This is a genomic window from Amycolatopsis sp. NPDC051716 (genome assembly GCF_040681595.1).
Taxonomy (GTDB): Bacteria; Actinomycetota; Actinomycetes; order Mycobacteriales; family Pseudonocardiaceae; genus Amycolatopsis.
Window position 1 is genome coordinate 116,974 of record NZ_JBFAZA010000013.1, and the last position, 22,534, is coordinate 139,507.

Sequence of the window (22,534 nt, forward strand, 5' to 3'; positions counted from 1 at the left end):
CGTTCGCGACCTCTATCCGGCCACGCGATGGCTGGTGCCTGGGCCGCGTTCGCGACCTCTATCCGGCCACGCGATGGCTGGTGCCTGGGCCGCGTTCGCGACCTCTATCCGGCCACGCGATGGCTGGTGCCTGGGCCGCGTTCGCCACCTCCATCCGGCCACCCGAAGGCCGGTGCCCGGGCCGCGTTCGCCAACGCCGACGCAGCCCGGTCTCGGCCGCCCGTGCCGCGGTCATGGCCGAGGTGACCATGACCGCGCTGGGCGCCGCTGCCGGTCAGGCGGACGCCGGGACCGGAACATCGCCGACCCACCGTTGCATCGCCTCCGCCAGCCCCGCCTCACCCGAGTCCGCCGTGCCCACCCAGGCCACGTGCCCGTCCGGCCGCAGCAGCACCGCGGCAACGTCCGAAATGGACGGACTCGAAGCGGCCACCACCGCGGGCCAGGCCGCGAACGATCCGGTTAGGTCCAGCAGCACCGGCCGCCCGGCGTGCAGCAGCGCCGCCAGGTGCGTCTCCGCTCCCGACACCCGCAGCCGCACGTCCGGCGCCAACCGCCCCAGCCACGGGTGTCCGCCCGGCTCGTAACACGCGTCCAGCCCCGTGATGATCTCCGCCAGTGCGCGGTTCCCCGCCGGGTGCGCCGCCACGCGCCGCATCAAGTCGGCCCACGGCTCCGCGGCCGCTTCCTCCAGCGCCACCTGTGCCCGCGTGTTGGCCAAAATCCGCGCACCCGCCGCGTGCCGCTCGTCGTGGTAGGTGTCCAGGAGGCCCGCCGGTGCTGTTCCCCGCACCGTCGCGGCCAGTTTCCAGCCCAGGTTGAACGCGTCGTCGAGCGCGACGTTCACGCCGATCGCGCCCGCCGGCGGGTGGATGTGGGCCGCGTCGCCCGCCAGCAGCACCCGGCCTTCGCGGTACCTCGAGGCCAGGCGGGCCGCGTCGCCGAAGCGGCTCAGCCAGCGGGGCGCGCGCAACTCGACGTGGCGGCCGAGGACCGCGTCCACCTGCGCCTGCAACCGCTCCAGCGTGACCGGCGTGTCCTTGTCCGACGGCGGGTCGTCCTCCCGGACCACGATCCGGACGTACCCGGGCCGTGGGATGACGAACACGCTCCGCCCGTCCGGCCCCGCCGAAGGCCCGTACGGCAGGTCGCATTCGACGTCGCCGAGCAGCGCGTACCAGCGCGCGTCGACGCCGGGGAAGCCGATGCCGGCCCGTTTGCGGACGGTGCTGCGGCCGCCGTCGCAGCCGGCGAGGAAGCGTGCCCGGATCGTCCGGCCGAAACGTCCATTGTGGACCACCGCGGTGACCTCGTCCGCGGACTGGGTGAACGAGCGCAGATCGTGGCCGCGCAGGATTTCGGCGCCCAGTTCGAGCGCCCGCGCCTCCAGGACCTCTTCGACGCGCGTCTGCGGGATCCCCAGCGAGAACGGGTGATCCGTCGCCGCGCCGTTCAGCAGTAGCGGGCCGGGCAGGCCGGTCACCGGTGCGTGCGGCACCCGGTGCCCCTCGGCCACCAGTCCCTCGGCCAGCCCGCGGCGGGCCAGCAGGTCCAGCGCCCGCGCGTTCAGGTTGAAGCCGCGGCAGTACGGCGGACGTTCCGGCAGGCGTTCGACGATCGTGGTGCGGACGCCGGCCAGGGCGAGCTCCGCGGCGAGCAGCAGGCCAGCCGGGCCGGCACCGGCGACGAGGACGTCGGTTTCGAAGTCGGACATGGTTCCCCTCAGAAGTTTTCGGGCCAGTTTTCGGGCCATGGCAGGGACCCGGACCGGATTTCGGCGGCCGTGCGGCGCGCCCAGTCGAGCTCCGCGCGCCACGCGTCCCGGACGAACTCGACCTCGATCATGAACAGCCGCGGCGCCCCCTTGCCGACGGTCTCGGCCAGCGCCTTGTCGGCGCCGTCGATGCGTTCGGCGAGGTGCCGGGCGCGTTCCTCCAGCGCGTCGGCGGCGCGGTCCGGGCCGAGCGCGCCGAGGTAGCTCACCGCCGCGACGAACTTCGGGTACTCCGCGACCGGCTCGCGGACCAGTTCGTCGAGCCAGGCGACGAACTCCTGGCGGCCGAGCTCGGTGTGCGCGTAGACCGTCCGCTCCGGCCGGTTGCCTTCGCGGACCGTCTCGACGGGCTCGATCCAGCGGTGCTTCGCCAGGGCCTCCACGGTGTCGTAGAGCGACCCCGGGTTGATCTTGAACGTCGAGCCCTTGTGGCGCTCGCGCAGTGTGGACGCCATTTCGTACGGGTGCATCGGGCGTTCCAGCAGCAGGCCGAGCAAGGCCAGCGCGAGCGTGTTGCGGATCTTGCGTGACGGCACTAGTCGCTCCCTGTTAGTCGGAACCGACTATACGACCGCCGTCAAGCCAGGTTGGCGACGCAGGTGCGCAGGAGATCCGCCAGGTCGCGCCGCCGGCCGGCCGACAACGTGTCGAGCATCTGCACTTCGACCTGCGTGATCAGGTCTTCGGCGGCGGCCAGCCGGGCGCGGCCCGACGGGGTCAGCGTCACCGGGCGCGCCCGGCCGGTGCTCGCCTGCTCGGCGACGGTGACCAGCCCGGCCGACCGCAGGCCGCCCAGGACGTCCCGCAACGACTGCCGCGTGACGAACGTGATCCGCGCGAGTTCCGCCGACGACGCGCCGGGGTGGTCGTCGAGCGCGCGCAGCACGGCGTACTGCGACATCGACAGCTCCAGGGGACGCAGCCGGTCGGTGCAGGCCTGGTTCAGTGCCTGCTGGGCACGTTTGATCAGGTAGCCGGGCCGGTCGCCGGTCGGGGCTGGACTCATGACAGGGACCTTACACAGGCTCACCGCGTCCGGAACCTGACACCGTGGGCGGCTAGAAGCGCGTGTTCTCCCGCCAGTGGTGGAACAGGGCCGCGTCGCCGGACACGGTGAGCCGGGGGTCGTCCGCGGCGAGGCGCCCGGTCAGCGCGAGGAGCAGGTCGGCGGCACGGCCCTCGACGACGACGTCGGCCTCGGCGGCTTCCTGGGCCACCTCGACCCCGGCCGGGGTCCGCCGGACGAGCCAGTGGACCGCGGGTTCGGTGGCGTGGAACAGCAGCGTCTCTCCGGTGCCCTGCAACGAGGTCCGGTCCAGCGCCGGGTGCTGCCGGCGCGAGAAGGTGGCCGCCAGGCCCAGGCCCTCGGCGATCCCGTCCGCGGCGACGTCGGCGTCGACGTCGTACGGCGTGCCCGTCGCGAAGGCGGCGTCCGCGCGGTGGACGACCGTTTCGTGGGTCAGCCGCCGCGTCCAGAACCCGGCGCGCCGATCGGGGGTCCACGTCGACGTCGGGGTCTCGGGACCGACCTCGGCCACCGCGGCGACGAGCCGCCGCGCGCCCTCGCGCAGCCAGCCGCCGAGAGCCTCGAACGCGGGCGGGTCGTCGATCGTGACGGACTCGAACGGCACGTAACCCGTGGGCCGGCTCGCGATGACGACCGCGGACTTGTAGTAGGCGATCCCGACGTGGCAGGTCAGGTCCCGCAGTGTCCACTCCGGACACGTCGGGACGCGCAAGTCCGGGGCGGCGCCCGCGATCGCCCTCCCGAACCGGTCCGCTTCGGTGCCGAGGGCGGCGGCCAGCCGGTCATGGCTCAACGACTTCACCCCACCACCGTAGGCCGTGCGGCGGTGGCCGTGGGGTCGTGATCGGCTGCCCCGAAGCCGGCCTCCGGGGACCTGGACAGGGGGTTTCGCGCCGGTCCAAGATCCGTAGGGTGGCGGGGTGACTGGGGAGCTGAACCGCGCTCGGCTCGGGGTTTCCGTCGTGTTCGCGGTGTGCGGCGCCGCGTTCGCGACCTGGCTGGCCCGGGTGCCCGCGGTGCAGGGGCGGCTCGGGCTGAGCACGGGCGAGCTGGCGACCGGGCTGTTCGGTCTCGCCGCCGGATCGGTGTTCGCCCTGCTGGGCGCGGGTGCGCTGCTCACCCGGATCGGCAGCCGGGCGGCCGTCGGGCTCGGCGCGGTCGTGCTGTGCGCGGGACTTCCGCTGGTCGCGTTCGCGTGGTCGGCGCCGGTGTTCTTCGCCGCGCTCGTCGTGCTGGGCGTGGGCAACAGCCTGCTCGACGTCGCCATGAACGCCCACGCGGCCCGCGTCGAGGAGGGCTACGGGCGTCCGATCTTCGCCGGATTCCACGCCTTCTGGAACATCGGCGGCCTCGCGGGCTCGGGCGTCGACGCGCTGATGGAAGCCTGGCACGTCCCGGTGACCGTGCACTTCCCGGTCGCCGGCGCGGTGCTGCTCGCCCTCGCGCTGTGGGCGGCCCGCACCCGCTTCCTCGGCGGCGCCGACCGCGGGCAAGGCGAAGCGGCCTTCGCGTGGCCGAGCCGGGCGCTGGTGCCGCTGGGCGTGATCGCCTTCTGCGGGTTCGTCGCCGAGGGGGCGGTCAACAGCTGGAGCGCGGTGTACCTCGCCGACGTCACCGGCGCGACACCCGCGCTGGCGTCGCTCGGCTACTTCGCCTTCTCGGGAACGATGATCGCGGTCCGGCTGGTCGCCGACCGCGTCGTGGCGCGGACGGGCGCGGTCCGGTTCGTCCGCGTGGCGGCCACGGTCGCGGTGCTGGGCTTCGCCGTGGTCCTCGCCGCGCCGTGGCCGGTCGTGGTGGTGTCCGGCTTCGCGGTCGTCGGGCTCGGCGTGGCCGGGATCGTGCCGATCGCGTGGAGCGTGGCGAGCCGGAAGCAGGCGGACGCGCCGGGCCGGGCGGTCGCCGCCGTCGCGGCCTGCGGGTACCTGGGGTTCCTGGTGGAACCGGTCCTGGTCGGCGCGCTCGCGACCCGCGTCGGGCTGCACTGGGCGCTCTCGTCGGCGGTCGTGGTCACCCTCGGGATCGTCTTCTCGGCGCCGTCGCTGCGGGAACCCGCCCGGATCCGCCGCCTCCGCAGCTGACGCTCAGCGCGTGCCCTGGACGTCGGCGCGGCACGCCTCCAGGAACCGGTCCCCGGCGTCGCTGATCCCGGTCAGCACCTGGTCGAGACTCTCCCGGCGCACCTCCTCGGCCCCGGCGTCGAGCTCGGCGAAGACGGCGTTCACCCCGTTGCGGGCCGCCTTCCACAGCTCCTTGCCGCGCTTCCGCGGTTCCTCGGTGCCGAACAGGGCGACTTGGTTGTGCGCCTTGCGCAGCTCGGTGCGCCGTTCGCGCCACCGGGTTTCGATCTGCTCCCGGTCCGCCGGCAGCTTGATGAACTCCGACCGGACCAGCTGGAACGCCTCTTCGCTCGCCGTCGACAGGCCCGCGTAGGCCTTGACGCGCTCGTCGCGCAGCCAGTTCGCGTGGTCCGCCGCCCGCTTCTGCGCTTCCGCGCGGTGGGTCGCCTTGAGCTTGCGGCCCTCGACGAACGTGTTGGTCAGCAGTGTGAGCACGACCCCGCCGAGCGTGGCGCCCACGGTGATCAGCTGCGTGGTGGTCCCCGAGTCCATCACAGGATTATCCCTGCGGCCTTGACCTCCACCTTGGTCGAGTTCCCAGACTGGCGTCATGACGATCTGGATCTGCGGAACCTGCGGGGTCGAACACCCCGACACCGACCGCCCCCCGGCCGGCGACTGCGCGATCTGCGCCGACGACCGGCAGTGGGTGCCCGCCTCGGGGCAGGTGTGGACGACCCTCGACGAGCTCGCGGCCGACAGCCGCGAAGTGGTGCACCGGGAACTCGAACCGGGCCTGCACGGGTTCAACCGCGAACCGCGGTTCGGGATCGGCCAGTGGACGCACCTGGTCCGGACGCCCGGCGGCAACCTGCTGTGGGACCCGCCGAACCACCTCGACCCGGCGCTGGCCGCGAAGATCGAGGAACTCGGCGGGGCCGCGGTGATCGTGGCCAGCCACCCGCACATGTACGGCTCCCAGGTCAGCTGGAGCCGGCGGCTCGGGAACGTCCCGGTCCTCGTCCATTCCGCCGATCGGCGCTGGGTGCGGCGCGAGGACGCCGTGATCCGGGAGTGGTCCGGCACCGAGCGGGTCCTGCCCGGGGTGACCCTCGTCGAAGCCGGCGGGCACTTCCCCGGCGCCGCGGTCGCCCACGTCGAGAACGACACCGGCGGCACCCTGCTGGCCGGCGACACCATGCTCCCGGTGGCGGCGGCCGGGTGGGTGACCTTCATGCGCAGCTACCCCAACCGCATCCCGCTCTCCGCGGGCCTGGTGCAGCGGATCGTGGACCGCCTCGAGCCCTACGAGTTCGACCGCCTTTACGGCCTCCTCGGCGGCAAGGTCCTCGGGGACGCCAAGGGCGTGGTGCGCCGGTCCGCGGAGCGCTACATCGCCTGGGTGAGCGGGGCCAACGACCACCTCGGCTGAGCCCGGTGCCATCATCCGCCGATGATCACGGACCCACCCGGCAGCTGGACGCTCGGCGACCGCACGGTCAACCGCATCGGCTTCGGTGCGATGCGGTTGCCGCAAAACGGCCAGGCGTTCGCCGCCGACGCCGTCCCGCGCGACCGCGACCAGGCGATCGCCGTGCTGCGCCGGGCCGTCGAGCTGGGCGTCAACCACATCGACACCGCCGCGTTCTACTTCTCGCGTCTGCGTTCGGCCAACGAGCTGATCAACCGCGCGCTGGCGCCGTACCCGGACGAGCTGGTCATCGCCACCAAGGTCGGCCCGGCCCGCGACCCGTCCGGCCAGTGGCTGCCCTTGGCCCGCCCGGAGCAGCTGCGCGGGCAGGTCGAAGAGAACCTGCGCCAGCTCGGCCGCGACCACCTGGACCTGGTGAACCTGCGCGTATCGGGACTGGACTCGATCAGCGAGCACTTCGGCGTGCTGGCCGGGCTGCGCGAGGCGGGGCTGATCCGGCACCTCGGCATCTCCAACGCGCGGCCCGCGCACCTCGCCCAGGCGCAGGCCGTCGCGCCGGTGGTGTGCGTGCAGAACGCCTACGGCCTGGGCTACCGCCGGGAACAGGACGCCTTCCTCGGCACCTGCGGCGAGCAGGGCATCGCGTTCGTGCCGTTCTTCGCGATCGCCGGCGCCGGACGCGAGGCCGGAGCGGGCGGCGACGAGCACGAGGAAGTGCTCGCCGCCGCCCGGGCGCACGGGGTGAGCCCGGCGCGGGTGCGGCTCGCCTGGACCCTGCGGCGGGGACCGCACGTGCTGGTCATCCCCGGCACCGGGACTCCTGGTCATCTGGAGGACAACGTCGCGGCCGGAGCCCTCCGGCTCACCCCGGACGAGCTGGCCCGCCTCGACGCCGTCCACCGGGCCTCACCGGAGAGGTGAGCTGAACCAGCGGGCCAGGTGGTCGTCCAGGTCCCGTTGGTCGTCGCCGATCCAGGCGACGTGCCCGTCGGGGCGCAGCAGGACGCCCGGGACGTCGAGGTCCGCGGTGGGGTCCGCGAGGTGGTCGACCCGGTCCGACCAGCCGCCGGTGGTCAGGCGTTCGGTGCGGTCCAGCAGCAGGCCGCGGCCGCGGTGCAGCCGGTCGTAGAGGCGCCCCTGTTTCACGTCGAGGTCGCGCAGGCGGCGGCCGAGCAGATCGGGGCCCGCCCCGAAGTCGTAGCGGATGTCGATCGCGGCGATCTTCGCGATCAGGTAGCGGTTCACCTCGTCGAGGTCCATCAGCTCGGTGAGCAGCCGGCGCACGGCTTGCGGTCCCGGTCCGGGGGCCGAAAGTTCCATCTGGGCGCGGGTGTTGTCCAGCACGGCCTCGGCGACCGGACGGCGTTCGGCCTGGTAGGTGTCCAGCAGCGGTTCCGGTGCCCAGCCGCGGATCCGCGCGGCCAGTTTCCAGCCGAGGTTGAACGCGTCCTGGATGCCCAGGTTCAGCCCCTGGCCACCGGTGGGCGGGTGGATGTGCGCCGCGTCGCCGGCCAGCAGCACCCGCCCGGTCCGGTACCGCTCGGCCAGCCGGGTCGCGTCCCCGAACCGCGACAGCCAGCGCGGGGAGTGCACGCCGAAGTCGGTTCCGGCGATGGCCCGCAGCTGTTGCCGGAAATCGTCCAGGGTGGGTGGTGCCGCGCGATCGGCGACGCCCGCGGCCGGGACGACGACGCTGTAGACGTCTTCACCGAAGGGCCGGAGCCAGAACGGCCGGTGGGTCTCGCTGACCTCGGTCACCTTGGCGGCGATCTCCGCCGGCGGCGCAGTGGCCGCCATTTCACCCATCAGCGTCTCGGTCCGCGAAGGCTCGCCGGGGAAGCCGATGCCGCTCAGCTTGCGCACCGTGCTGCGTCCGCCGTCGCAGCCGACGAGGTAGCGCGCACGCAGCCGTTCGCCGCCGGCCAGTTCGACGGTCACGCCCTCTTCGTCCTGCTCGAACCCAGCCACGGCGCCACCGTGCCGGACCTCGGCGCCCAGGTGGACCGCGTGGTCTTCGAGGAGACGAACGATGACCGGCTGCGGAATGCCCAGCAGGTAGGCGTGCGCGGAATCGAGGTCCCGGGGCGCGGGTTTGGGGATGGCGGCGAAGAACCCGCCGGCCGGACGCTGCCGTCCGTGGGCGCGGAGGCGGTCCAGCAGCCCGCGCATGGCCATCAGTTCGAGACTGCGGATGTGCAGCCCGACGATGCGGACGAACGACGCGGGCTCGGTGTCCTGTTCCAGGACGAGGACCCGCACGTCGTGCAGCCGCAGTTCGGCGGCCAGCGTCGCGCCGGTCGGCCCGCAGCCGACGATGACCACGTCGAACGGCGACGGAGTGGATGGCGAAGAGTCCATGGTGGTGCCTTTCGGGAGTGCCTTGGGTCGAGGCGCTCCCGGCGACACCTACGTCAATCGCCCGGCCGTGACTGGCGGGGGAGCACCCACGTCGATCCTGCGTTCATGGGGCTCACCTCCTCGGGCGGTGTCACGGTTCCCGGCAAGCTACAAGCCCGGACCGCACGCCGTCCAATCCTTTTGCCGTCCGCGCGACCACGGCCGGGCTCAGGCCGTGGGGCGGCCGGCTCCGGCGTAGTCGTCGCCGTCCCGGCGGTACGAGTGGACCTGGACCGCCTGCCCGGTCTGCGGCGCGTCGATCATCTGCTGGTTGCCGATGTAGAGGCCGACGTGGTGGATCTTCGTCGCCGGCTCGCCGTAGAAGATCAGGTCGCCCAGCTGCGGGTCGGTCACGTGCGGGACGCTGCGGAACTGCGTGTCGGCCGTGCGCATCAGCTTGACCCCCGCGCTGCCGTACGCCGCCGTCGTCAGGCCCGAGCAGTCGAAGCCCGGGTCGCTGCCGCCGGTGCCGTTGCCGCCCCAGATGTAGGGGAGGCCGATCTTGTCGATCGCGAAGTTCACCGCGCTCAGCACCGCCGCGTTCGGCGCCGCCGAGCCCTGGCCGACCGTGCCGTAGACGTTGACCGTGGCCAGCGTCCGGTGCAGGAACAGCGGCGCCGGCTGCAGCGTGCCGACCGAGTCCCACCACACCTGGCCCTGGGACAGGTCGTGGCCGTCGGCGCACAGCGCGCGGCCCGTGGTCAGCGCGGCGTCGTCGATGTTTTGGACATCGGGCTTCCCGCCGGACGCGCTGGCCTGGTACTTGCCCCAGACCGCCGGGGACAGCTGCATCGGCCCGGCGGCGTTCGCCGTCGAGACGACCTTGTTGTAGAAGTCGCGCACCTCGATCGTGCCGAGCGGCTTGTCCAGGACGCCGGTGGTGCCGAACTGCCCGCCCCGCGCGCGGCCGTGGTCCGTGGTCACTTTTCCGACCGCGGCCAGCGTGACCCACGAAAGGTGGCACCCGGGGACGTCCTTGCCCAGCTTCGTCGTCGCCTTCGCGTAGCCGACCATCGCGCGCAGCGGGACGTCGAGCCACTGGCTGGTCTTGGACGCCCAGGCGTCGAACTCGCTCGCTTCGGGCACCTTCGGCGGCGTCGAGGTCTGCGGGGGCGTGGTCGCCGGCGGCTTCGAAGGCTTCGGCGACGTCGACGACGCCGGTGTGCCCGTCGCGGCGGCGTTCGTGGTCTCCTGCTGCTTCGGCGCGAGCAGGATGCCGGCCACCAGGGCGCCCGCGACGACGACCACCGCCGCGATCACGACCACGGGCTTCCGGCGGCGGGGTGCGGGCGGTGCAGACGGTTCGGTCCGTTCGGCCAGTTCAGTCGGTTCGGTCGGTTCAGGCTCTTCAGTCGGGACGACCTCGGGCTCCTCGCTCACCGGGCCGCTCCGGTGAGCCGGTCGAGGACGAAGCCGCGCAGGCCGTCGAGGTCGGTGTCCAGCGCGACCTCGATCGGGCGGCCGGGGCTGAACTGCGGATCGTCCTCGCCGAGCCGCCGCCGGTCGACCAGGGTCTGGCCGCGCGCCGGGCCGAGGCCGCAGTCGACGTCGACCCGGTAGGTCTCGGTGTGGAGGATGCCCGGCGAGATCGCTTCGGCGACCGCGACGGCGTCGTGCATGACCATCCGGTCCTCGCCGAACACGCGCGTGTAGTGCTGCCGGTAGGTCGAGGTCAGTCCTTCGAGGACGGCGCCCACGGGCCCCGACGACGCGAGCTTGGCCAGCCATTCGCCGTCGACGGCGCAGCGGTGCGTGAGGTCCAGCGGCACCAGTACCACCGGAACGTCCTCCTCGACCAGCACCCGCCGGGCCGCCTCGGGGTCGCTCCAGATGTTGAATTCGGCCGCGGTGGTGCTGTTGCCGAACGTCACGCCGCCGCCCATGATCACCAGCCGCGCGATCTTCGCCGCCGCGCCCGGGTGCGCCGCGAGCAGTGCGGCGATGTTCGTCAACGGCCCGATCGGGGCGATGGTCACCGGTTCGTCGGACGTCTCGAGCAGGTCGAGCATCAGCCGGACGGCGTCCCGTTCCTCCAGCGGACGGGTCGCCTCGGGCAGGGTGTAGGAGTGGCCCGACAGGCCGTCGCCGCCGTGGACCTCTTTCGCGTCACGCGGCTTGGAGTAGACGAGCGGCCGCGCGGCCCCCGCGGCCACGGGCACGTCGGTGCGGCCGAAGAGCTCCAGCAGCCGCCGCGCGTTCGACGTCGTGCGCTCGAGGGGGACGTTGCCGAAAACCGACGTCACCCCGAGGAGGTCGACATCCGGCGACAGCGCCGCCAGCGCGATCGCCAGCGCGTCGTCGACGCCCGGGTCGGTGTCGATGATCAGCTTCGTGCCCATCCCGCTCCCCTTGCCTGCGAACCCGTCCCGCACACAGGTTACGGTCACGGGCATGACGTCGATGTGGGGTGCGCCCGCGCTGTCGCGGGTGCGGGCCTGGCGCCGTGCCCGGCAGGACCCGCGGCAGGCGAAGTTCCTGACCGCCGACTCGCTGCGCTGGGTGCTGCGCAACCGCGCGTACACGCCCTGGTACCTGGTCCGGTACTACCGGCTGCTCAAGTTCCGGCTCGCCAACCCGCACATCATCCTGCGGGGCATGCTCTTCCTCGGGAAGGACGTCGAGATCCACTGCCGCCCCGGCTACGGACGGCTGGAGATCGGCCGCTGGGTCCACATCGGCGACGGCAACGCGATCCGCTGCCACGAGGGCTCGCTGCGGATCGGCGACAAGTCCGTGTTCGGCCGCCAGAACGTGATCAACTGCTACCTCGACATCGAGCTCGGCGCGGCCACGCTGGTCGCCGACTGGGTGTACATCTGTGACTTCGATCACGTCATTTCGGACATCCACGTGCCGATCAAGGACCAGGGCATCGTGAAGTCCCCGGTTCGCATCGGCCCGGACACCTGGCTCGGCACCAAGGTCAGCGTCCTGAAGGGCACCCGCATCGGCCGCGGCAGCGTGCTCGGCGCGCACGCGGTCGTCCGTGGTGACATTCCGGACTACTCGATCGCGGTCGGCACGCCGGCGCGGGTGGTCCGCAACCGCAAGGACGACTACGCGGCCGATGCCGCGCGTCGCGAGGCTGTCGCGGACATGGCCCGTAAGGCGAACAAGGCCCTGCAGAAAACCCTCGGCGAGCAGTAGGACTACTCAGGCCACGTGGTCGTTTTCCGGTAATGGTGGTCGCATGGGGGAGTACCGCGAGGTCGTCGTGTCCACCGTGCTCGCGCTGGTGGCGGTGGGGTGGCTGGTCGTCGTCCCGTTCCTGGTACTGCAGGGCGCGCTCGCGAACATGCCGGTGTTCGGCACGAGCACGCACGGGGGCGACGGCTACCTGACTTGGGCGGCCTGGCTCGGCGCCGGCCTGCCGCTCGTGGGCGTGGTCGTTTCGGCGACCACGCGGCGGCGCGGGTGGACGTGGTTCTTCGGGATCTGCCTGACGCTGGCCGCGGTCGTCGCGGCCTTGAAGTGGGCGGACGACCTCCGGCACGCACCGCCGCCCCCACCGGGACCGCGGCACTGCGTCGAGCACAGCGGCGGCGGCAACGAATGTCCCGGCGGCTGACCTCGGCACAGGTCGGACGACGTCGTGCGCGGGGCTCCCTGAGTCAGACGCGCGCCCGCAGCTGCTCGCGGACCTCCATCAGCGCGAAGCCGAGCAGGTTCAGCCCGCGCCAGTAGTCGGGTTTGGTCGCGTTCTTCTCCTCGCGCGCGAGGCCCGTGCCCCAGACGAGGTCCTTCTTGGACGCCTCGACGAGCACCGCGTCCCCGGTCCCGAGCAGGAACCGGCGCAGGTCGCGGTGGGCGCGGAACTTGGCCAGGTTGCCGTCGACGACGATGTCGAACCGGTGCCGCTCCCAGGTGGCGGCGTCGAACCCGGCGACCTCGCGGCCGAGCACCTTCGCCGCCTTCGGGTCCGGCGTGGTCCGGATCAGCTCGGCCTTCTCGTGGTCGCCGAACAGCTCGGCCTTGCCGGCCATCATGTAGTGCTCGGCGGTCGGGTAGACGACGCCGTCGGCTTCGAAGGGGTCGACCCACCACTGGCTCAGGCAGCTCGCCGTCACCCGCCCGGACTTCGAGGGCGTGTGCCCGTAGAACAGCAGGTACTCGGGCTCCGCACCCTCGTGGACTTTTTCACGCAACGCCTCGACACTGCGGACACCGTCGACCTTCACCATCCGCCTAGTGGACCACGCGCTCAGAGCAGGAAGTGGAACAGGGGGCTGCCCGGCTTGATCCGCTCCACCTGCAGGGGGCTGGCGGCCATCCGGGCCAGCAGCCCGGGCAGGTCGGCTGACCGGGCGATTTCGATGCCGACCAGCGCCGGTCCCATCTCGCGGTTGGTGCGCTTGACGTACTCGAAGCGGGTGATGTCGTCCTCGGGCCCGAGCACCTGCTCGAGGAACCGCCGCAGCGCGCCGGGCTCCTGCGGGAAGCCGACCAGGAAGTAGTGCTTCAGCCCTTCGTGCATCAGCGAGCGTTCGAGGATCTCGCTGTAGCGGCTGACGTCGTTGTTGCCGCCGGAGACCACGCAGACGACGGTCTGGCCGGGCTCGACACCGACGACCGTGCCGAGCGACGCCGCGGCGAGCGCGCCCGCGGGTTCGGCGATGATCCCGTCGGACTGGTACATCGCGAGCATCTCGGTGCACACCGCGCCCTCGGCGACCGCGGTCAGCTCGGCGCCGCTCTCGCGGATCAGGGGATAGGTGACCGCGCCGGCTTCGCGCACGGCGGCGCCGTCGACGAACGAGTCGAGCTCCGGCAGCCGCACCGGGTGCCCGGCCTCGAGGGCGGCGGCCATGCAGGCCGCGCCCGCGGGCTCGACGCCGACGATCCGGACGTCCGGGTGCCGCTCCCGCAGCCAGCTGCCGACCCCGGCGAGCAGCCCGCCGCCGCCGACGGGCACGACCACGACGTCGGGCACGAAGCCGAGCTGCTCGATCACCTCGAGGGCGACCGTGCCCTGGCCGGCGACGGTGCGGACGTCGTCGAACGCGGGCACCAGGGTCGCGCCGGTGCGCTGGGCGTCCTCGTTGGCCGCGGCGAAGGCGTCTTCGTACGTTTCTCCGACAACGACGACCTCGATGTGCGCGCCGCCGAGCGTCGCGATGCGCTCGCGCTTCTGCCGCGGGGTGGTCCCGGGGACGTACACGCGGCCGTTGGCGCCGAGCCGGCGGCACGCGTACGCGACGCCCTGGGCGTGGTTGCCGGCGCTGGCGCAGACGACGCCGCGGGCGCGGACGTCCTCGTCGAGCTGGACGATGAAGTTGTAGGCGCCGCGGATCTTGTACGACCGGACGGTCTGCAGGTCCTCGCGCTTCACCCAGACCTGCGCGTCCACCCGGGACGACAACCGGGCGCTCGGCTCGAGCGGCGTCCGGGTCACCACCCCGGCCAGCCGCTCGGCGGCCTTCTCGATGGTCGCCGCGGTCACCGTGTCGATGTCGTGCACCCCGGTGAATCTACGACTCGCGCGTCCCGGGCAACCGGCCGGGCCTCCGGGCGCATCAAAGGGGTGACGAACGAGATGGGGGGCGCCGATGGACGCCGGATTCACCGAGTACGTGACCACGCGGGCGGCTTGGCTGCGCAAGGTCGCGTACTTGCTCTGCGGCGACTGGCACCGGGCCGACGACCTGGTCCAGTCGGCGATCACCCGGCTCTACGCGAACTGGCCGCGCGCGTCCCGCGCCGACAACCTGGACGGCTACGCGCGCCGCACGCTGGTCAACACGTTCCTGGCCGAACAGCGGACGTCGTGGTGGCGGCGGGTGGATTTGCGCCAAAACGACCAGGAGCCGCCGGCCCCGGGCACGGACGTCGAACAGGCGCTGGACCTGCGGGCCGCGCTGGAACGGCTGCCGGCCCGGCAGCGCGCGACCGTCGTCCTGCGCTACTTCGGCGATCTGCCGGTCGCCGAGACCGCGCGGGCGCTGGGCTGTTCCGAAGGCACCGTCAAGAGCCAGACCGCGAAGGCCGTGGACACGCTTCGCGAGCTGCTGCGCGAACCGATCCGGGAGGGACGAGCATGACCGACCACGAGCTGGCCACCAAGCTGAAGGAACTGGCCGAAACGCCTGCCCCGCCACCCCGGATCGACCTCGACAGCGCGCGCCGGCTCGGGGGACGCCGTCGTCGTGTGCGGACCACGGCGCTGGTCGTGGGCTGTGCCGCGGTGGTGACGGCCGGGGGGCTGACGGCGGTGTCGGCGATGCGGCCGACGCCCCCGATCGCGCCGGCCGTCGTCCTGCCCAAGCCGCCGCCCGTCGCGCCGGCGCCCACCGACAACCCGCTGGTGACGAAGGCGAGCTTCGGCTGGCTGCCGGAGCCCATCAAGGGCGTCGAGTACGGCGCCGGCGGCCACGGCGACTACGCGCTGGCCATCGGCCGCGGTGACATGGCGCCGATGATCTGGCTCGCCGTGTACGACCAGGAACCCGCCCTGGACCGCCGGCACGACATGGGCGGGCGGGCGGTGCGCGTCCCGGTCCGGGTCGGCGACCGCGACGGCTACTGGGTCACCGCCGATGCCCGGGACCCGCTGAACCAGGGCAACAGCTACCTGCGCTGGCCGACCGCGGACGGCCGCTGGGCCGAGCTGAACGCCTACTACCTCGCCCTCCCCGACCTGCAGCAGGTCTTGCTGCACGTCGCCGGGGAGGTGACGTTCGCGAACCGCGCGGTGCCCTTGCCGCTGCACATCTCGAGCCTGCCCGCGGCGTTCCGCGTCGCCGACGTCGAGCTGTGGCGCCGCCCCGACCAGGACGGCGTCCCGTGGCGGGCGGTGCTCCAGTACTCGTCGAACGGGGCGCTGGCGACGATCACCGTCACTCCGCCGGGCGGCCACGCGGACGGCCTCGGCAAGCCCGTGTGCACGACGAAGAACGGGCTGCGGGCGTGCGTCGCGATCGACAAGCCCCAGGCCGCGGGCATCACCTCGCAGGAGCTGCTGAGCCGGATCACGCCGATCGGCCCGGACGAGTCGAAGTGGACGCCGCACGTGATCGGCTGATCAGCCCTTGGGCACCGCCGGGTAGGGGACGAAGGTGCTGGTGTTCTCGTCCACGGTGAGCTGCTTGCCGATCGTCGGGAACGCGCGCTGGGAGCACGCCGGCCGTTCGCAGACTTTGCACCCCATCCCGATGGGCGTCGCGGCGGCCGGCTCGTCCAGGTCCAGTCCGGTCGAATAGACCAGCCGTCCGGCGTGGCGCAGTTCGCAGCCCAGCCCGACCGTGAACGTCTTGCCCGGGCTGCCGTAGCCGCCGATGTTGCGCGACACCGTGCGCGCGACCCAGAAGTAGCTCTTGCCGTCGGGCAGCGTGGCGATCTGGGTGAGGATCTTGCCCGGCTGGGTGAACGCCTCGTAGATGTTCCACAGCGGGCACGCCCCGCCGACGCGGGAGAAGTGGAACCCGGCCGCCGACTGCCGCTTCGACATGTTCCCGGCCCGGTCCACCCGCACGAACGAGAACGGCACCCCGCGCTGCTTCGGCCGTTGCAGCGTGGACAGCCGGTGGCAGACGGTCTCGAAGCCGACGCCGTAGTGGTCGCACAGCCGCTCGATGTCGTACCGGAACCGCTCGGCCGCGGCCAGGAACGGCCCGTAGGGGAGGATCAGCGCCCCGGCGAAGTAGTTCGCCAGGCCGACGCGGGCGAGCGACCGGGCGGCCGGTCCGGAAAACGCCCACGAGTCCGCGAGCTCGGTGATGAGGTCGTCGTACTCGAGCAGCGCGATCTGCGAAGCCATCCGGAACGCCTGCTGCCCGACCCGCAGGCTCGGTGCCAGCCGCAGCACCCGCGTCATCGGCTCGTAGCGGTGCTGCTGGCCGTTGGCCTCGTCGATGCCCTCGCTGGTCACCTCGACGCCGTAGCGCTGGGAAAGGCGTTCCTTCAGCGCGCTCAGCACCTGCCCGCGCTGCAGCGGGATGTCCGCGGCCATCTTCTCGGCGCGTTCGTCCAGTTCCGCGACATAGTTCTCGCGCTCGTAGAAGAAGTCGCGCACCTCCTCGTGCGGCAGCGGCGCGGCGGCGCTGCCGTGCAGGCCCAGGCCGTTTTCCGTGGTCAGCGCGGCGGTGTTCTCGACGGCGTTGCGGTAGCTGCGGTGCAGCTTGACCAGCGCCTGGGCGATCGCCGGCAGGTTCGTGGCCAGCTCGTTGAGCTCGCCGGTGGTGACGTCGATGCCGAGGGCTTCGTCGAGCAGGGCTTCCTTGACGTCGGCGACCAGCCGGGACGTGTCGTTGTTGGCGAAGAACTCGGTGTCGACCCCGAACGCCTGCGTGATCCGCAGCAGCACCGGCACGGTCAGCGGGCGCGAGTTGTGCTCGATCTGGTTGAGGTAGCTGGGTGAGATCTCCAGCACACGAGCGAGGTCGGCCTGGCTCATCGAGCGGCTTTCGCGGAGGTGCCGCAACCGCGCGCCGGCGAAAGTCTTCTCCATTCGAGCCCTCCTTCCCGGAAGGTTTCCGGTCCTGAACGGTTACGTGAACGGTCAAGAACGCGGATTTTCGATCAGTTGCGAATCGGCTGATTCGCAACCTTTGCAAAGAGCCTACGGACCCTTCGCACAAATTGGCAAATTGGACAACTAGACCGCGTTTTCGCTGGCGTGTCAGGGTCAGGCCAAGCAAGGCGAGCAATCGCAAACTTCGCAACACCGGGAGATCCGATGACGGAACAGGCCAAGCAGGCGGCCGCGGAGCTGGCGGCGCAGTGGGCGAACGACCCCCGCTGGGCGGGCGTGCAGCGCTCCTACTCGGCCGAAGACGTGATCAAGCTGCGCGGCAGCGTCGTCGAGGAGCACACCCTGGCCCGCCGCGGCGCGGAGAAGCTGTGGGACCTGCTGCACACCGAGGACTACATCCACGCGCTCGGCGCGCTCACCGGCAACCAGGCCGTCCAGCAGGTCCGCGCGGGCCTGCAGGCGATCTACCTGTCCGGCTGGCAGGTCGCGGCCGACGCGAACCTGTCCGGCCAGACCTACCCGGACCAGAGCCTCTACCCGGCCAACTCGGTGCCGGCCGTGGTCCGCCGCATCAACAACGCGCTGGGCCGCGCCGACCAGATCAACTGGGCCGAAGGCAACACCGACATCGACTGGTTCGCGCCGATCGTCGCCGACGCCGAGGCCGGCTTCGGTGGCCCGCTCAACGCGTTCGAGCTGATGAAGGGCATGATCGCCGCCGGCGCCGCGGGTGTGCACTGGGAAGACCAGCTCGCGTCCGAGAAGAAGTGTGGTCACCTCGGCGGCAAGGTCCTGATCCCGACCAAGCAGCACGAGCGCACGCTGAACGCCGCGCGGCTCGCGTCCGACGTGCTGAACGTGCCGACCCTGGTCGTGGCCCGCACCGACGCCCAGGCCGCGACGCTGCTGACCAGCGACGTCGACGAGCGCGACCAGCAGTTCCTCACCGGCGGCCGCACCGCCGAGGGCTTCTACGAGGTCCGCAACGGCATCGAGCCGTGCATCGAGCGCGGCCTGGCCTACGCCCAGTACGCCGACCTGCTCTGGATGGAGACCTCCGAGCCGGACCTCGAGGTGGCGCGCAAGTACGCCGAGGCGATCAAGGCGAAGTTCCCGGACCAGATGCTGGCCTACAACTGCTCGCCGTCGTTCAACTGGAAGAAGCACCTGGACGACGCGACGATCGCGAAGTTCCAGCGCGAGCTCGGCCACATGGGCTACAAGTTCCAGTTCATCACGCTGGCCGGCTTCCACGCGCTGAACTACTCGATGTTCGACCTGGCGCACGGCTACGCCCGCGAGGGCATGACCGCCTACGTCGACCTGCAGGAGCGCGAGTTCGCTTCGGAGAGCCGCGGCTACACCGCGACCAAGCACCAGCGCGAGGTCGGCACCGGCTACTTCGACAACATCGCGACGGCGCTGAACCCGGAGAGCTCGACCACCGCGCTCAAGGGCTCCACCGAAGAAGCCCAGTTCCACTGATCCCGGCCGCGGCCTGACGACGAAAACCCCCATCGTCGTCAGGCCGCGTCCTTCCCCCTCTTTCCTTCCCTGCCCACAGCTCGCGGAGGCACCCCATGGTTGATCGGCTGAACTACCGCATCGAGGTCACCGGGCCGGTCGAGGGCCGGTTCGCGGAGATCCTGACCCCGGCGGCACTCGACTTCCTGGCCAAGCTGGACAACACGTTCGCCGGACGCCGGCGCGAGCTGCTCGACGCCCGCCGCGTGCGGCGCGAAGAACTGCAGTCCGGGGAGAAGCCGCTCGGCTTCCTGCCCGAGACCCGCCGGATCCGCGACGACGAGTCGTGGCACGTCGCCCCGACCGCGCCGGGCCTGGAAGACCGCCGCGTCGAGATCACCGGCCCCACCGACCGCAAGATGACGGTCAACGCGCTGAACTCCGGCGCCAAGGTCTGGCTGGCGGACTTCGAGGACGCGACGTCGCCGACGTGGCACAACGTCATCGACGGCCAGATCAACCTCTACGACGCCATCCGCCGCAACATCGACTTCACCACCGAGGCCGGCAAGCGGTACACGATCGGCGACGAGCCCGCGACGATCGTCGCGCGCCCCCGCGGCTGGCACCTGGTGGAGAAGCACATCCGCATCGACGGCCGCCCCGTGTCGGCGAGCCTGGTCGACTTCGGCCTGTTCTTCTTCCACAACGCGCGCCAGCTGCTCGCCCGCGGCGTCGGCCCGTACTTCTACCTGCCGAAGCTGGAAAACCATCTCGAAGCACGCCTGTGGAACGACGTCTTCCTGCTGGCGCAGCGCGAGCTGGGCATCCCGCGCGGCACCATCCGCGCGACCGTGCTGATCGAGACGATCACCGCCGCGTTCGAGATGGACGAAATCCTCTACGAGCTGCGCGAGCACGCGGCCGGCCTCAACGCCGGTCGCTGGGACTACATCTTCAGCATGATCAAGAATTTCGCCGCGCACGGCGCCGATTTCGTCCTGCCGGACCGCGCGCAGGTGACCATGACCGTGCCGTTCATGCGGGCCTACACCGAGCTGCTGGTGCGCACCTGCCACCGGCGGCGCGCGCACGCCATCGGCGGCATGGCCGCGTTCATCCCGAGCAAGGACCCGTCGGTCAACGCGACCGCGGTCGAGAAGGTCCGCGCCGACAAGGAACGCGAGGCCGGCGACGGTTTCGACGGCTCGTGGGTCGCGCACCCCGGCCTGGTCCCGGTCTGCCGCGAGGTCTTCGACGGCGTGCTCGGCGGCTGGCCGAACCAGCTCGGCAAGCTGCGCGACGACGTCCACGTCACCGCCGAGGACCTGCTCGACGTGGCCAGCGCCGGCGGCGAGGTCACCGAAGCGGGCGTGCGCGCGAACATCAACGTCGCGCTGCGCTACGTCGACGCGTGGCTGCGCGGCACCGGCGCGGCGGCGATCCACAACCTCATGGAGGACGCGGCCACCGCGGAGATCGCGCGCTGCCAGATCTGGCAGTGGATCCGCAACGGCACGAAGCTCGAGGACGGCACGGCGTTGACCCGCGAACTGGCGGTCGAATTCCTGGACGACGAACTCGCGTCGGTCCGCGCCGAACTCGGCACGGGCAACCGCCTCGACGACGCGTACGAGATCTTCACCGAGACCGCGCTGGGCGAGAAGCTGCCGAGCTTCCTCACCACGGGTGCCTACGCGCGGTACCTCACGGACGCCCGGTAGCAGGGCTCTGTTCGTTGCGCTCTCAACGGTAGGGAGTGCTTCGAACTCCGTTCGATGTGCTCTCAGCGGTAAAGAGTGCTTCGAGCATCCGGTCGCCCCTACCTGACGAGGGGCGACCGGATTCCACACTGTTGGGATGGTGTGGGTCCGAACCGGTCCCGGTGGCGGCGGCTCCCCGCCCCCGGGACCGGTTCATTTTCGTTTTCGGGTTCAGCTGCCGCCGCAGGACCCCATATTTCGATCTCCAGGCAACCCCCGCGCCCGCCCACCCCGTTCCACAGGTGTGGGGGCGACGAGGAGGAACTGGTGAAACGGTCGGAAGAGTCGGGGTACCGCGACTACGTCACGACCCGGATGGAAGTGATGCGCCGCACGGCCTTCCTCCTGTGCCGGGACTGGCACCTCGCCGACGACCTGGTGTCGATCACGATCGGCAAGCTGTACCGGCACTGGCCACGGGCCCGGCAGGTGCAGCACCTCGACGCCTACGTCCGCCGGATCCTCGTGCGGACGTGGCTGGACGAGAAGGCCAGGGCGTGGCGGCGGGAGGAGCCGGCGGAGACGCTGCCGGAGCCACCGGTGCTGCCCACCGACGACGTCCTCGAGCGGCTCGGCCTATTGGAACTGCTCGACGCGCTGCCGCCGCGGCGCCGGGCCGCGGTGGTGCTCCGCTACTACTGCGACCTGTCCATCGAGGAGACCGCCGAGATCCTGGAGTGTTCGCCCGGGACCGTGAAGAGCCAGACCGCGCGGGGGCTCGACTCGCTGCGCGCGCTCGTCGCCGCGAGTCAGAGCTGATGGAGGAAAAATGAGCAGGGAGCAGTTCGACGCGGCCATCGGCGTCGTCCCGCCGTCCACTGTCGACGTCGAGGCGGTGCTGGACCGCGAACGCCGGCGGGCACGGGTCCGCCGCGTGGCGAACCCGTGGACCGCCGCCGGCGCGGGTGTCGCGGCGGTGGCTGCCGGCGCAGTGTTCGCCCTCGCGCCGGGTGATCCGGCGCCGAGCTTCGCGCAACCAGGAGCGGCCGCGCCGCCCCCGTCGGCCGACGCGTGCAAGCTCCTCCCGCGAACGACCGGGGCTCCGCTCCCGGAGAAGGCGACGGTGGTGGCGGACCGGCTGACGACGGTGCTCACCGACGCCGTGAAGCAGCGGGTCGCCGCGGGTACGACGCTCGGCGTCCACCCGCTGGGGCAGTACCCGAAGGGAACCCAGCACGGGCCGCTGGCCTTCTACCACGTCTTTTCCGCGGTGGTGTCGAGGGACAGCACGTGTAGCGGCGGCGAGGACTACTTCATGGCCGCGGCGTCGACGGCGGAAAAGGCGCGCAAGGGCAACGTCTGGGCCATCGTCACCCGGCTCGGCGGCAATGCCACCCCGCAAACCGAGTGCACCCCGCCGCCGGACCAGACCAAAGGCACGTGCCACCGCCGGACCGGGCCGCACGGCGAGACGATCGTCGAGGTGACCCTCACCATCGAGGAGGGCCCGACGGTCAACCGGGTGAACGTCACCAAGCCCGACGGCACCGGCGTCATCGTCGAGGCCCAGAACACCGCCCGGGACGCGAAGCTGGGTGATGCGCCGGACATGCCGTCGCCGCCCTTGAGCCTCGGCCAGCTGGCGGAGGTGGCGCTCGATCCGGGGCTGACGCTCTACCCCTGAGCGGCCAGCAGGACCTTCGCGGCTTCGCCGGCCGTGTCCGCTTCGCCCGCGTCTCCGGTGATCGCGGCGAGCACGGTCGCGCCCTCCATGAGCGCGAACAGCTGGTCGGCGAGGCTCGGGTCCGCGACGAGGCCGCGCAAGTAGGCCCGGACCTCGTCTTTGTGCTTGCGGATCGCGGCGGCGATACCGGGGGTGGGCTCGCCGAACTCGCCGAAGGAGTTGATGAACGCGCAGCCGCGGAAGCCCGGCTCGGCGAACCAGTTCTTCAGCCAGGCGAACACCGCCAGGGGGTCGTCGCCGCGGGCGTGGACGAAATCGCGCAACGAGCCGCGCCAGCGTTCGTCGCGGCGAAGCAGGTACGCCTCCACGAGGTCACTCTTCGCCGGGAAGCACTGGTAGAGCCGCTTGAGCGAGACGCCGGAGCGTTCGCGGACGGCGTCCATCCCGACCGCTTGCACGCCCTGGGCGTAGAAGAGGTCCTCGGCGGCCTCCAGCAGCCGGTCGGTCGCCTCCGTGGAATCCATGT

General features: G+C 71.7%; 23 protein-coding genes. 11 read left to right on the plus strand and 12 right to left on the minus strand.

What is annotated here, in order from left to right:
• Nucleotides 1-274: 274 nt before the first annotated feature.
• Genes AB0M30_RS19775 through AB0M30_RS19790 form a run of 4 tightly spaced genes read right to left on the minus strand, consistent with a single transcriptional unit; the run spans nt 275 to nt 3,603 of the window.
• Nucleotides 275-1,714, minus strand: coding sequence for an FAD-dependent monooxygenase (locus tag AB0M30_RS19775; protein WP_364585480.1), 1,440 nt, complete (start codon nt 1,712-1,714; stop codon nt 275-277).
• 8 nt (nt 1,715-1,722) lie between these two features.
• Nucleotides 1,723-2,310 carry a PadR family transcriptional regulator gene (locus AB0M30_RS19780; RefSeq protein WP_364585482.1) on the minus strand — a complete coding sequence of 196 codons (588 nt, stop codon included), beginning with the start codon at nt 2,308-2,310 and terminating at the stop codon, nt 1,723-1,725.
• Between the two features lie 41 nt (nt 2,311-2,351).
• Complete coding sequence (locus AB0M30_RS19785; protein ID WP_364585484.1) at nt 2,352-2,780, minus strand: MarR family transcriptional regulator; 429 nt, start codon at nt 2,778-2,780, stop codon at nt 2,352-2,354.
• Nucleotides 2,781-2,832: 52 nt separating this feature from the next.
• Nucleotides 2,833-3,603, minus strand: coding sequence for a maleylpyruvate isomerase family mycothiol-dependent enzyme (locus tag AB0M30_RS19790; RefSeq protein ID WP_364585486.1), 771 nt, complete (start codon nt 3,601-3,603; stop codon nt 2,833-2,835).
• 118 nt (nt 3,604-3,721) lie between these two features.
• Between AB0M30_RS19790 and AB0M30_RS19795 the strand changes: the two genes are divergently transcribed.
• Nucleotides 3,722-4,882: an MFS transporter gene (locus tag AB0M30_RS19795; protein ID WP_364585488.1), complete on the plus strand. Its 1,161-nt coding sequence runs from the start codon at nt 3,722-3,724 to the stop codon at nt 4,880-4,882.
• Nucleotides 4,883-4,885: 3 nt separating this feature from the next.
• Here the strand turns inward: AB0M30_RS19795 and AB0M30_RS19800 are convergent, their stop codons facing one another.
• Nucleotides 4,886-5,413 (minus strand): hypothetical protein, encoded by a 528-nt coding sequence (locus AB0M30_RS19800; RefSeq protein ID WP_364585490.1) that lies wholly within the window; start codon nt 5,411-5,413, stop codon nt 4,886-4,888.
• A 58-nt stretch (nt 5,414-5,471) separates the two neighbouring features.
• On the opposite strand from AB0M30_RS19800, the gene AB0M30_RS19805 reads away from it, so the two are divergent.
• Together AB0M30_RS19805 and AB0M30_RS19810 are read left to right on the plus strand one after the other, a co-directional pair.
• Nucleotides 5,472-6,293 (plus strand): MBL fold metallo-hydrolase, encoded by an 822-nt coding sequence (locus tag AB0M30_RS19805; protein ID WP_364585492.1) that lies wholly within the window; start codon nt 5,472-5,474, stop codon nt 6,291-6,293.
• A gap of 21 nt (nt 6,294-6,314) precedes the next feature.
• Nucleotides 6,315-7,214 (plus strand): aldo/keto reductase, encoded by a 900-nt coding sequence (locus AB0M30_RS19810; RefSeq protein WP_364585494.1) that lies wholly within the window; start codon nt 6,315-6,317, stop codon nt 7,212-7,214.
• Here the strand turns inward: AB0M30_RS19810 and rox are convergent.
• From rox to AB0M30_RS19825, 3 genes are all read right to left on the minus strand, one after another.
• Complete coding sequence (gene rox / locus AB0M30_RS19815; protein WP_364585496.1) at nt 7,200-8,651, minus strand: rifampin monooxygenase; 1,452 nt, start codon at nt 8,649-8,651, stop codon at nt 7,200-7,202. The genes AB0M30_RS19810 and rox overlap by 15 nt on opposite strands.
• Before the next feature lie 207 nt (nt 8,652-8,858).
• The gene (locus AB0M30_RS19820; RefSeq protein ID WP_103335518.1) at nt 8,859-9,956 is read right to left on the minus strand and encodes a C40 family peptidase; all 1,098 of its coding nucleotides are present in this window, start codon (nt 9,954-9,956) and stop codon (nt 8,859-8,861) included.
• Between the two features lie 110 nt (nt 9,957-10,066).
• On the minus strand, nt 10,067-11,029 hold the full coding sequence (locus AB0M30_RS19825; protein WP_103335372.1) for a nucleoside hydrolase: 963 nt from the start codon (nt 11,027-11,029) through the stop codon (nt 10,067-10,069).
• A gap of 52 nt (nt 11,030-11,081) precedes the next feature.
• Between AB0M30_RS19825 and AB0M30_RS19830 the strand changes: the two genes are divergently transcribed.
• Complete coding sequence (locus AB0M30_RS19830; protein ID WP_103335374.1) at nt 11,082-11,837, plus strand: acyltransferase; 756 nt, start codon at nt 11,082-11,084, stop codon at nt 11,835-11,837.
• 43 nt (nt 11,838-11,880) lie between these two features.
• Nucleotides 11,881-12,258 (plus strand): hypothetical protein, encoded by a 378-nt coding sequence (locus tag AB0M30_RS19835; RefSeq protein WP_364585499.1) that lies wholly within the window; start codon nt 11,881-11,883, stop codon nt 12,256-12,258.
• Nucleotides 12,259-12,301: 43 nt separating this feature from the next.
• Here the strand turns inward: AB0M30_RS19835 and AB0M30_RS19840 are convergent, their stop codons facing one another.
• Both AB0M30_RS19840 and ilvA read right to left on the minus strand, forming a co-directional pair.
• Nucleotides 12,302-12,871: an NADAR family protein gene (locus AB0M30_RS19840; protein WP_364585501.1), complete on the minus strand. Its 570-nt coding sequence runs from the start codon at nt 12,869-12,871 to the stop codon at nt 12,302-12,304.
• Nucleotides 12,872-12,891: 20 nt separating this feature from the next.
• Nucleotides 12,892-14,148 carry a threonine ammonia-lyase IlvA gene (gene ilvA, locus AB0M30_RS19845; RefSeq protein ID WP_364585503.1) on the minus strand — a complete coding sequence of 419 codons (1,257 nt, stop codon included), beginning with the start codon at nt 14,146-14,148 and terminating at the stop codon, nt 12,892-12,894.
• 88 nt (nt 14,149-14,236) lie between these two features.
• Between ilvA and AB0M30_RS19850 the strand changes: the two genes are divergently transcribed.
• Both AB0M30_RS19850 and AB0M30_RS19855 read left to right on the plus strand, forming a co-directional pair.
• On the plus strand, nt 14,237-14,728 hold the full coding sequence (locus AB0M30_RS19850) for a SigE family RNA polymerase sigma factor (RefSeq protein WP_364585505.1): 492 nt from the start codon (nt 14,237-14,239) through the stop codon (nt 14,726-14,728).
• Nucleotides 14,725-15,708, plus strand: coding sequence for a hypothetical protein (locus AB0M30_RS19855; protein WP_364585507.1), 984 nt, complete (start codon nt 14,725-14,727; stop codon nt 15,706-15,708). Before AB0M30_RS19850 ends, AB0M30_RS19855 begins: the two co-directional genes overlap by 4 nt.
• On the opposite strand, the gene AB0M30_RS19860 is transcribed toward AB0M30_RS19855, so the two are convergent.
• Nucleotides 15,709-17,133 carry a short-chain fatty acyl-CoA regulator family protein gene (locus AB0M30_RS19860; protein WP_364585509.1) on the minus strand — a complete coding sequence of 475 codons (1,425 nt, stop codon included), beginning with the start codon at nt 17,131-17,133 and terminating at the stop codon, nt 15,709-15,711.
• Nucleotides 17,134-17,361: 228 nt separating this feature from the next.
• Here AB0M30_RS19860 and aceA point away from each other — a divergent pair, with 228 nt between their 5' ends.
• The 4 genes from aceA to AB0M30_RS19880 all read left to right on the plus strand — a co-directional run bounded on the left by aceA (nt 17,362) and on the right by AB0M30_RS19880 (nt 22,008).
• Nucleotides 17,362-18,642, plus strand: a complete 1,281-nt coding sequence (aceA, locus tag AB0M30_RS19865) for an isocitrate lyase (RefSeq protein ID WP_364585511.1) — start codon at nt 17,362-17,364, stop codon at nt 18,640-18,642.
• A gap of 95 nt (nt 18,643-18,737) precedes the next feature.
• Nucleotides 18,738-20,345, plus strand: a complete 1,608-nt coding sequence (aceB, locus tag AB0M30_RS19870) for a malate synthase A (protein WP_364585512.1) — start codon at nt 18,738-18,740, stop codon at nt 20,343-20,345.
• Between the two features lie 306 nt (nt 20,346-20,651).
• A complete protein-coding gene (locus tag AB0M30_RS19875) occupies nt 20,652-21,143 on the plus strand; it encodes a SigE family RNA polymerase sigma factor (RefSeq protein ID WP_364585514.1) in 492 nt (163 codons plus the stop codon).
• A gap of 10 nt (nt 21,144-21,153) precedes the next feature.
• On the plus strand, nt 21,154-22,008 hold the full coding sequence (locus AB0M30_RS19880; protein ID WP_364585516.1) for a hypothetical protein: 855 nt from the start codon (nt 21,154-21,156) through the stop codon (nt 22,006-22,008).
• On the opposite strand, the gene AB0M30_RS19885 is transcribed toward AB0M30_RS19880, so the two are convergent.
• A complete protein-coding gene (locus AB0M30_RS19885) occupies nt 21,999-22,532 on the minus strand; it encodes a helix-turn-helix domain-containing protein (protein ID WP_364585518.1) in 534 nt (177 codons plus the stop codon). The genes AB0M30_RS19880 and AB0M30_RS19885 overlap by 10 nt on opposite strands.
• Between the last annotated feature and the right edge of the window lie 2 nt (nt 22,533-22,534).

Bases quoted from the DNA above. Each gene is read 5' to 3' on its own strand.
- AB0M30_RS19775 (WP_364585480.1), bottom strand. From the start codon at position 1,714: ATGTCCGACTTCGAAACCGACGTCCTCGTCGCCGGTGCCGGCCCGGCT.
- AB0M30_RS19785 (WP_364585484.1), bottom strand. From the start codon at position 2,780: ATGAGTCCAGCCCCGACCGGCGACCGGCCCGGCTACCTGATCAAACGT.
- AB0M30_RS19800 (WP_364585490.1), bottom strand. From the start codon at position 5,413: ATGGACTCGGGGACCACCACGCAGCTGATCACCGTGGGCGCCACGCTC.
- AB0M30_RS19805 (WP_364585492.1), top strand. From the start codon at position 5,472: ATGACGATCTGGATCTGCGGAACCTGCGGGGTCGAACACCCCGACACC.
- AB0M30_RS19810 (WP_364585494.1), top strand. From the start codon at position 6,315: ATGATCACGGACCCACCCGGCAGCTGGACGCTCGGCGACCGCACGGTC.
- rox (WP_364585496.1), bottom strand. From the start codon at position 8,651: ATGGACTCTTCGCCATCCACTCCGTCGCCGTTCGACGTGGTCATCGTC.
- AB0M30_RS19825 (WP_103335372.1), bottom strand. From the start codon at position 11,029: ATGGGCACGAAGCTGATCATCGACACCGACCCGGGCGTCGACGACGCG.
- AB0M30_RS19830 (WP_103335374.1), top strand. From the start codon at position 11,082: ATGACGTCGATGTGGGGTGCGCCCGCGCTGTCGCGGGTGCGGGCCTGG.
- AB0M30_RS19835 (WP_364585499.1), top strand. From the start codon at position 11,881: ATGGGGGAGTACCGCGAGGTCGTCGTGTCCACCGTGCTCGCGCTGGTG.
- AB0M30_RS19840 (WP_364585501.1), bottom strand. From the start codon at position 12,871: ATGGTGAAGGTCGACGGTGTCCGCAGTGTCGAGGCGTTGCGTGAAAAA.
- AB0M30_RS19850 (WP_364585505.1), top strand. From the start codon at position 14,237: ATGGACGCCGGATTCACCGAGTACGTGACCACGCGGGCGGCTTGGCTG.
- AB0M30_RS19855 (WP_364585507.1), top strand. From the start codon at position 14,725: ATGACCGACCACGAGCTGGCCACCAAGCTGAAGGAACTGGCCGAAACG.
- AB0M30_RS19860 (WP_364585509.1), bottom strand. From the start codon at position 17,133: ATGGAGAAGACTTTCGCCGGCGCGCGGTTGCGGCACCTCCGCGAAAGC.
- aceA (WP_364585511.1), top strand. From the start codon at position 17,362: ATGACGGAACAGGCCAAGCAGGCGGCCGCGGAGCTGGCGGCGCAGTGG.
- aceB (WP_364585512.1), top strand. From the start codon at position 18,738: ATGGTTGATCGGCTGAACTACCGCATCGAGGTCACCGGGCCGGTCGAG.
- AB0M30_RS19880 (WP_364585516.1), top strand. From the start codon at position 21,154: ATGAGCAGGGAGCAGTTCGACGCGGCCATCGGCGTCGTCCCGCCGTCC.
- AB0M30_RS19885 (WP_364585518.1), bottom strand. From the start codon at position 22,532: ATGGATTCCACGGAGGCGACCGACCGGCTGCTGGAGGCCGCCGAGGAC.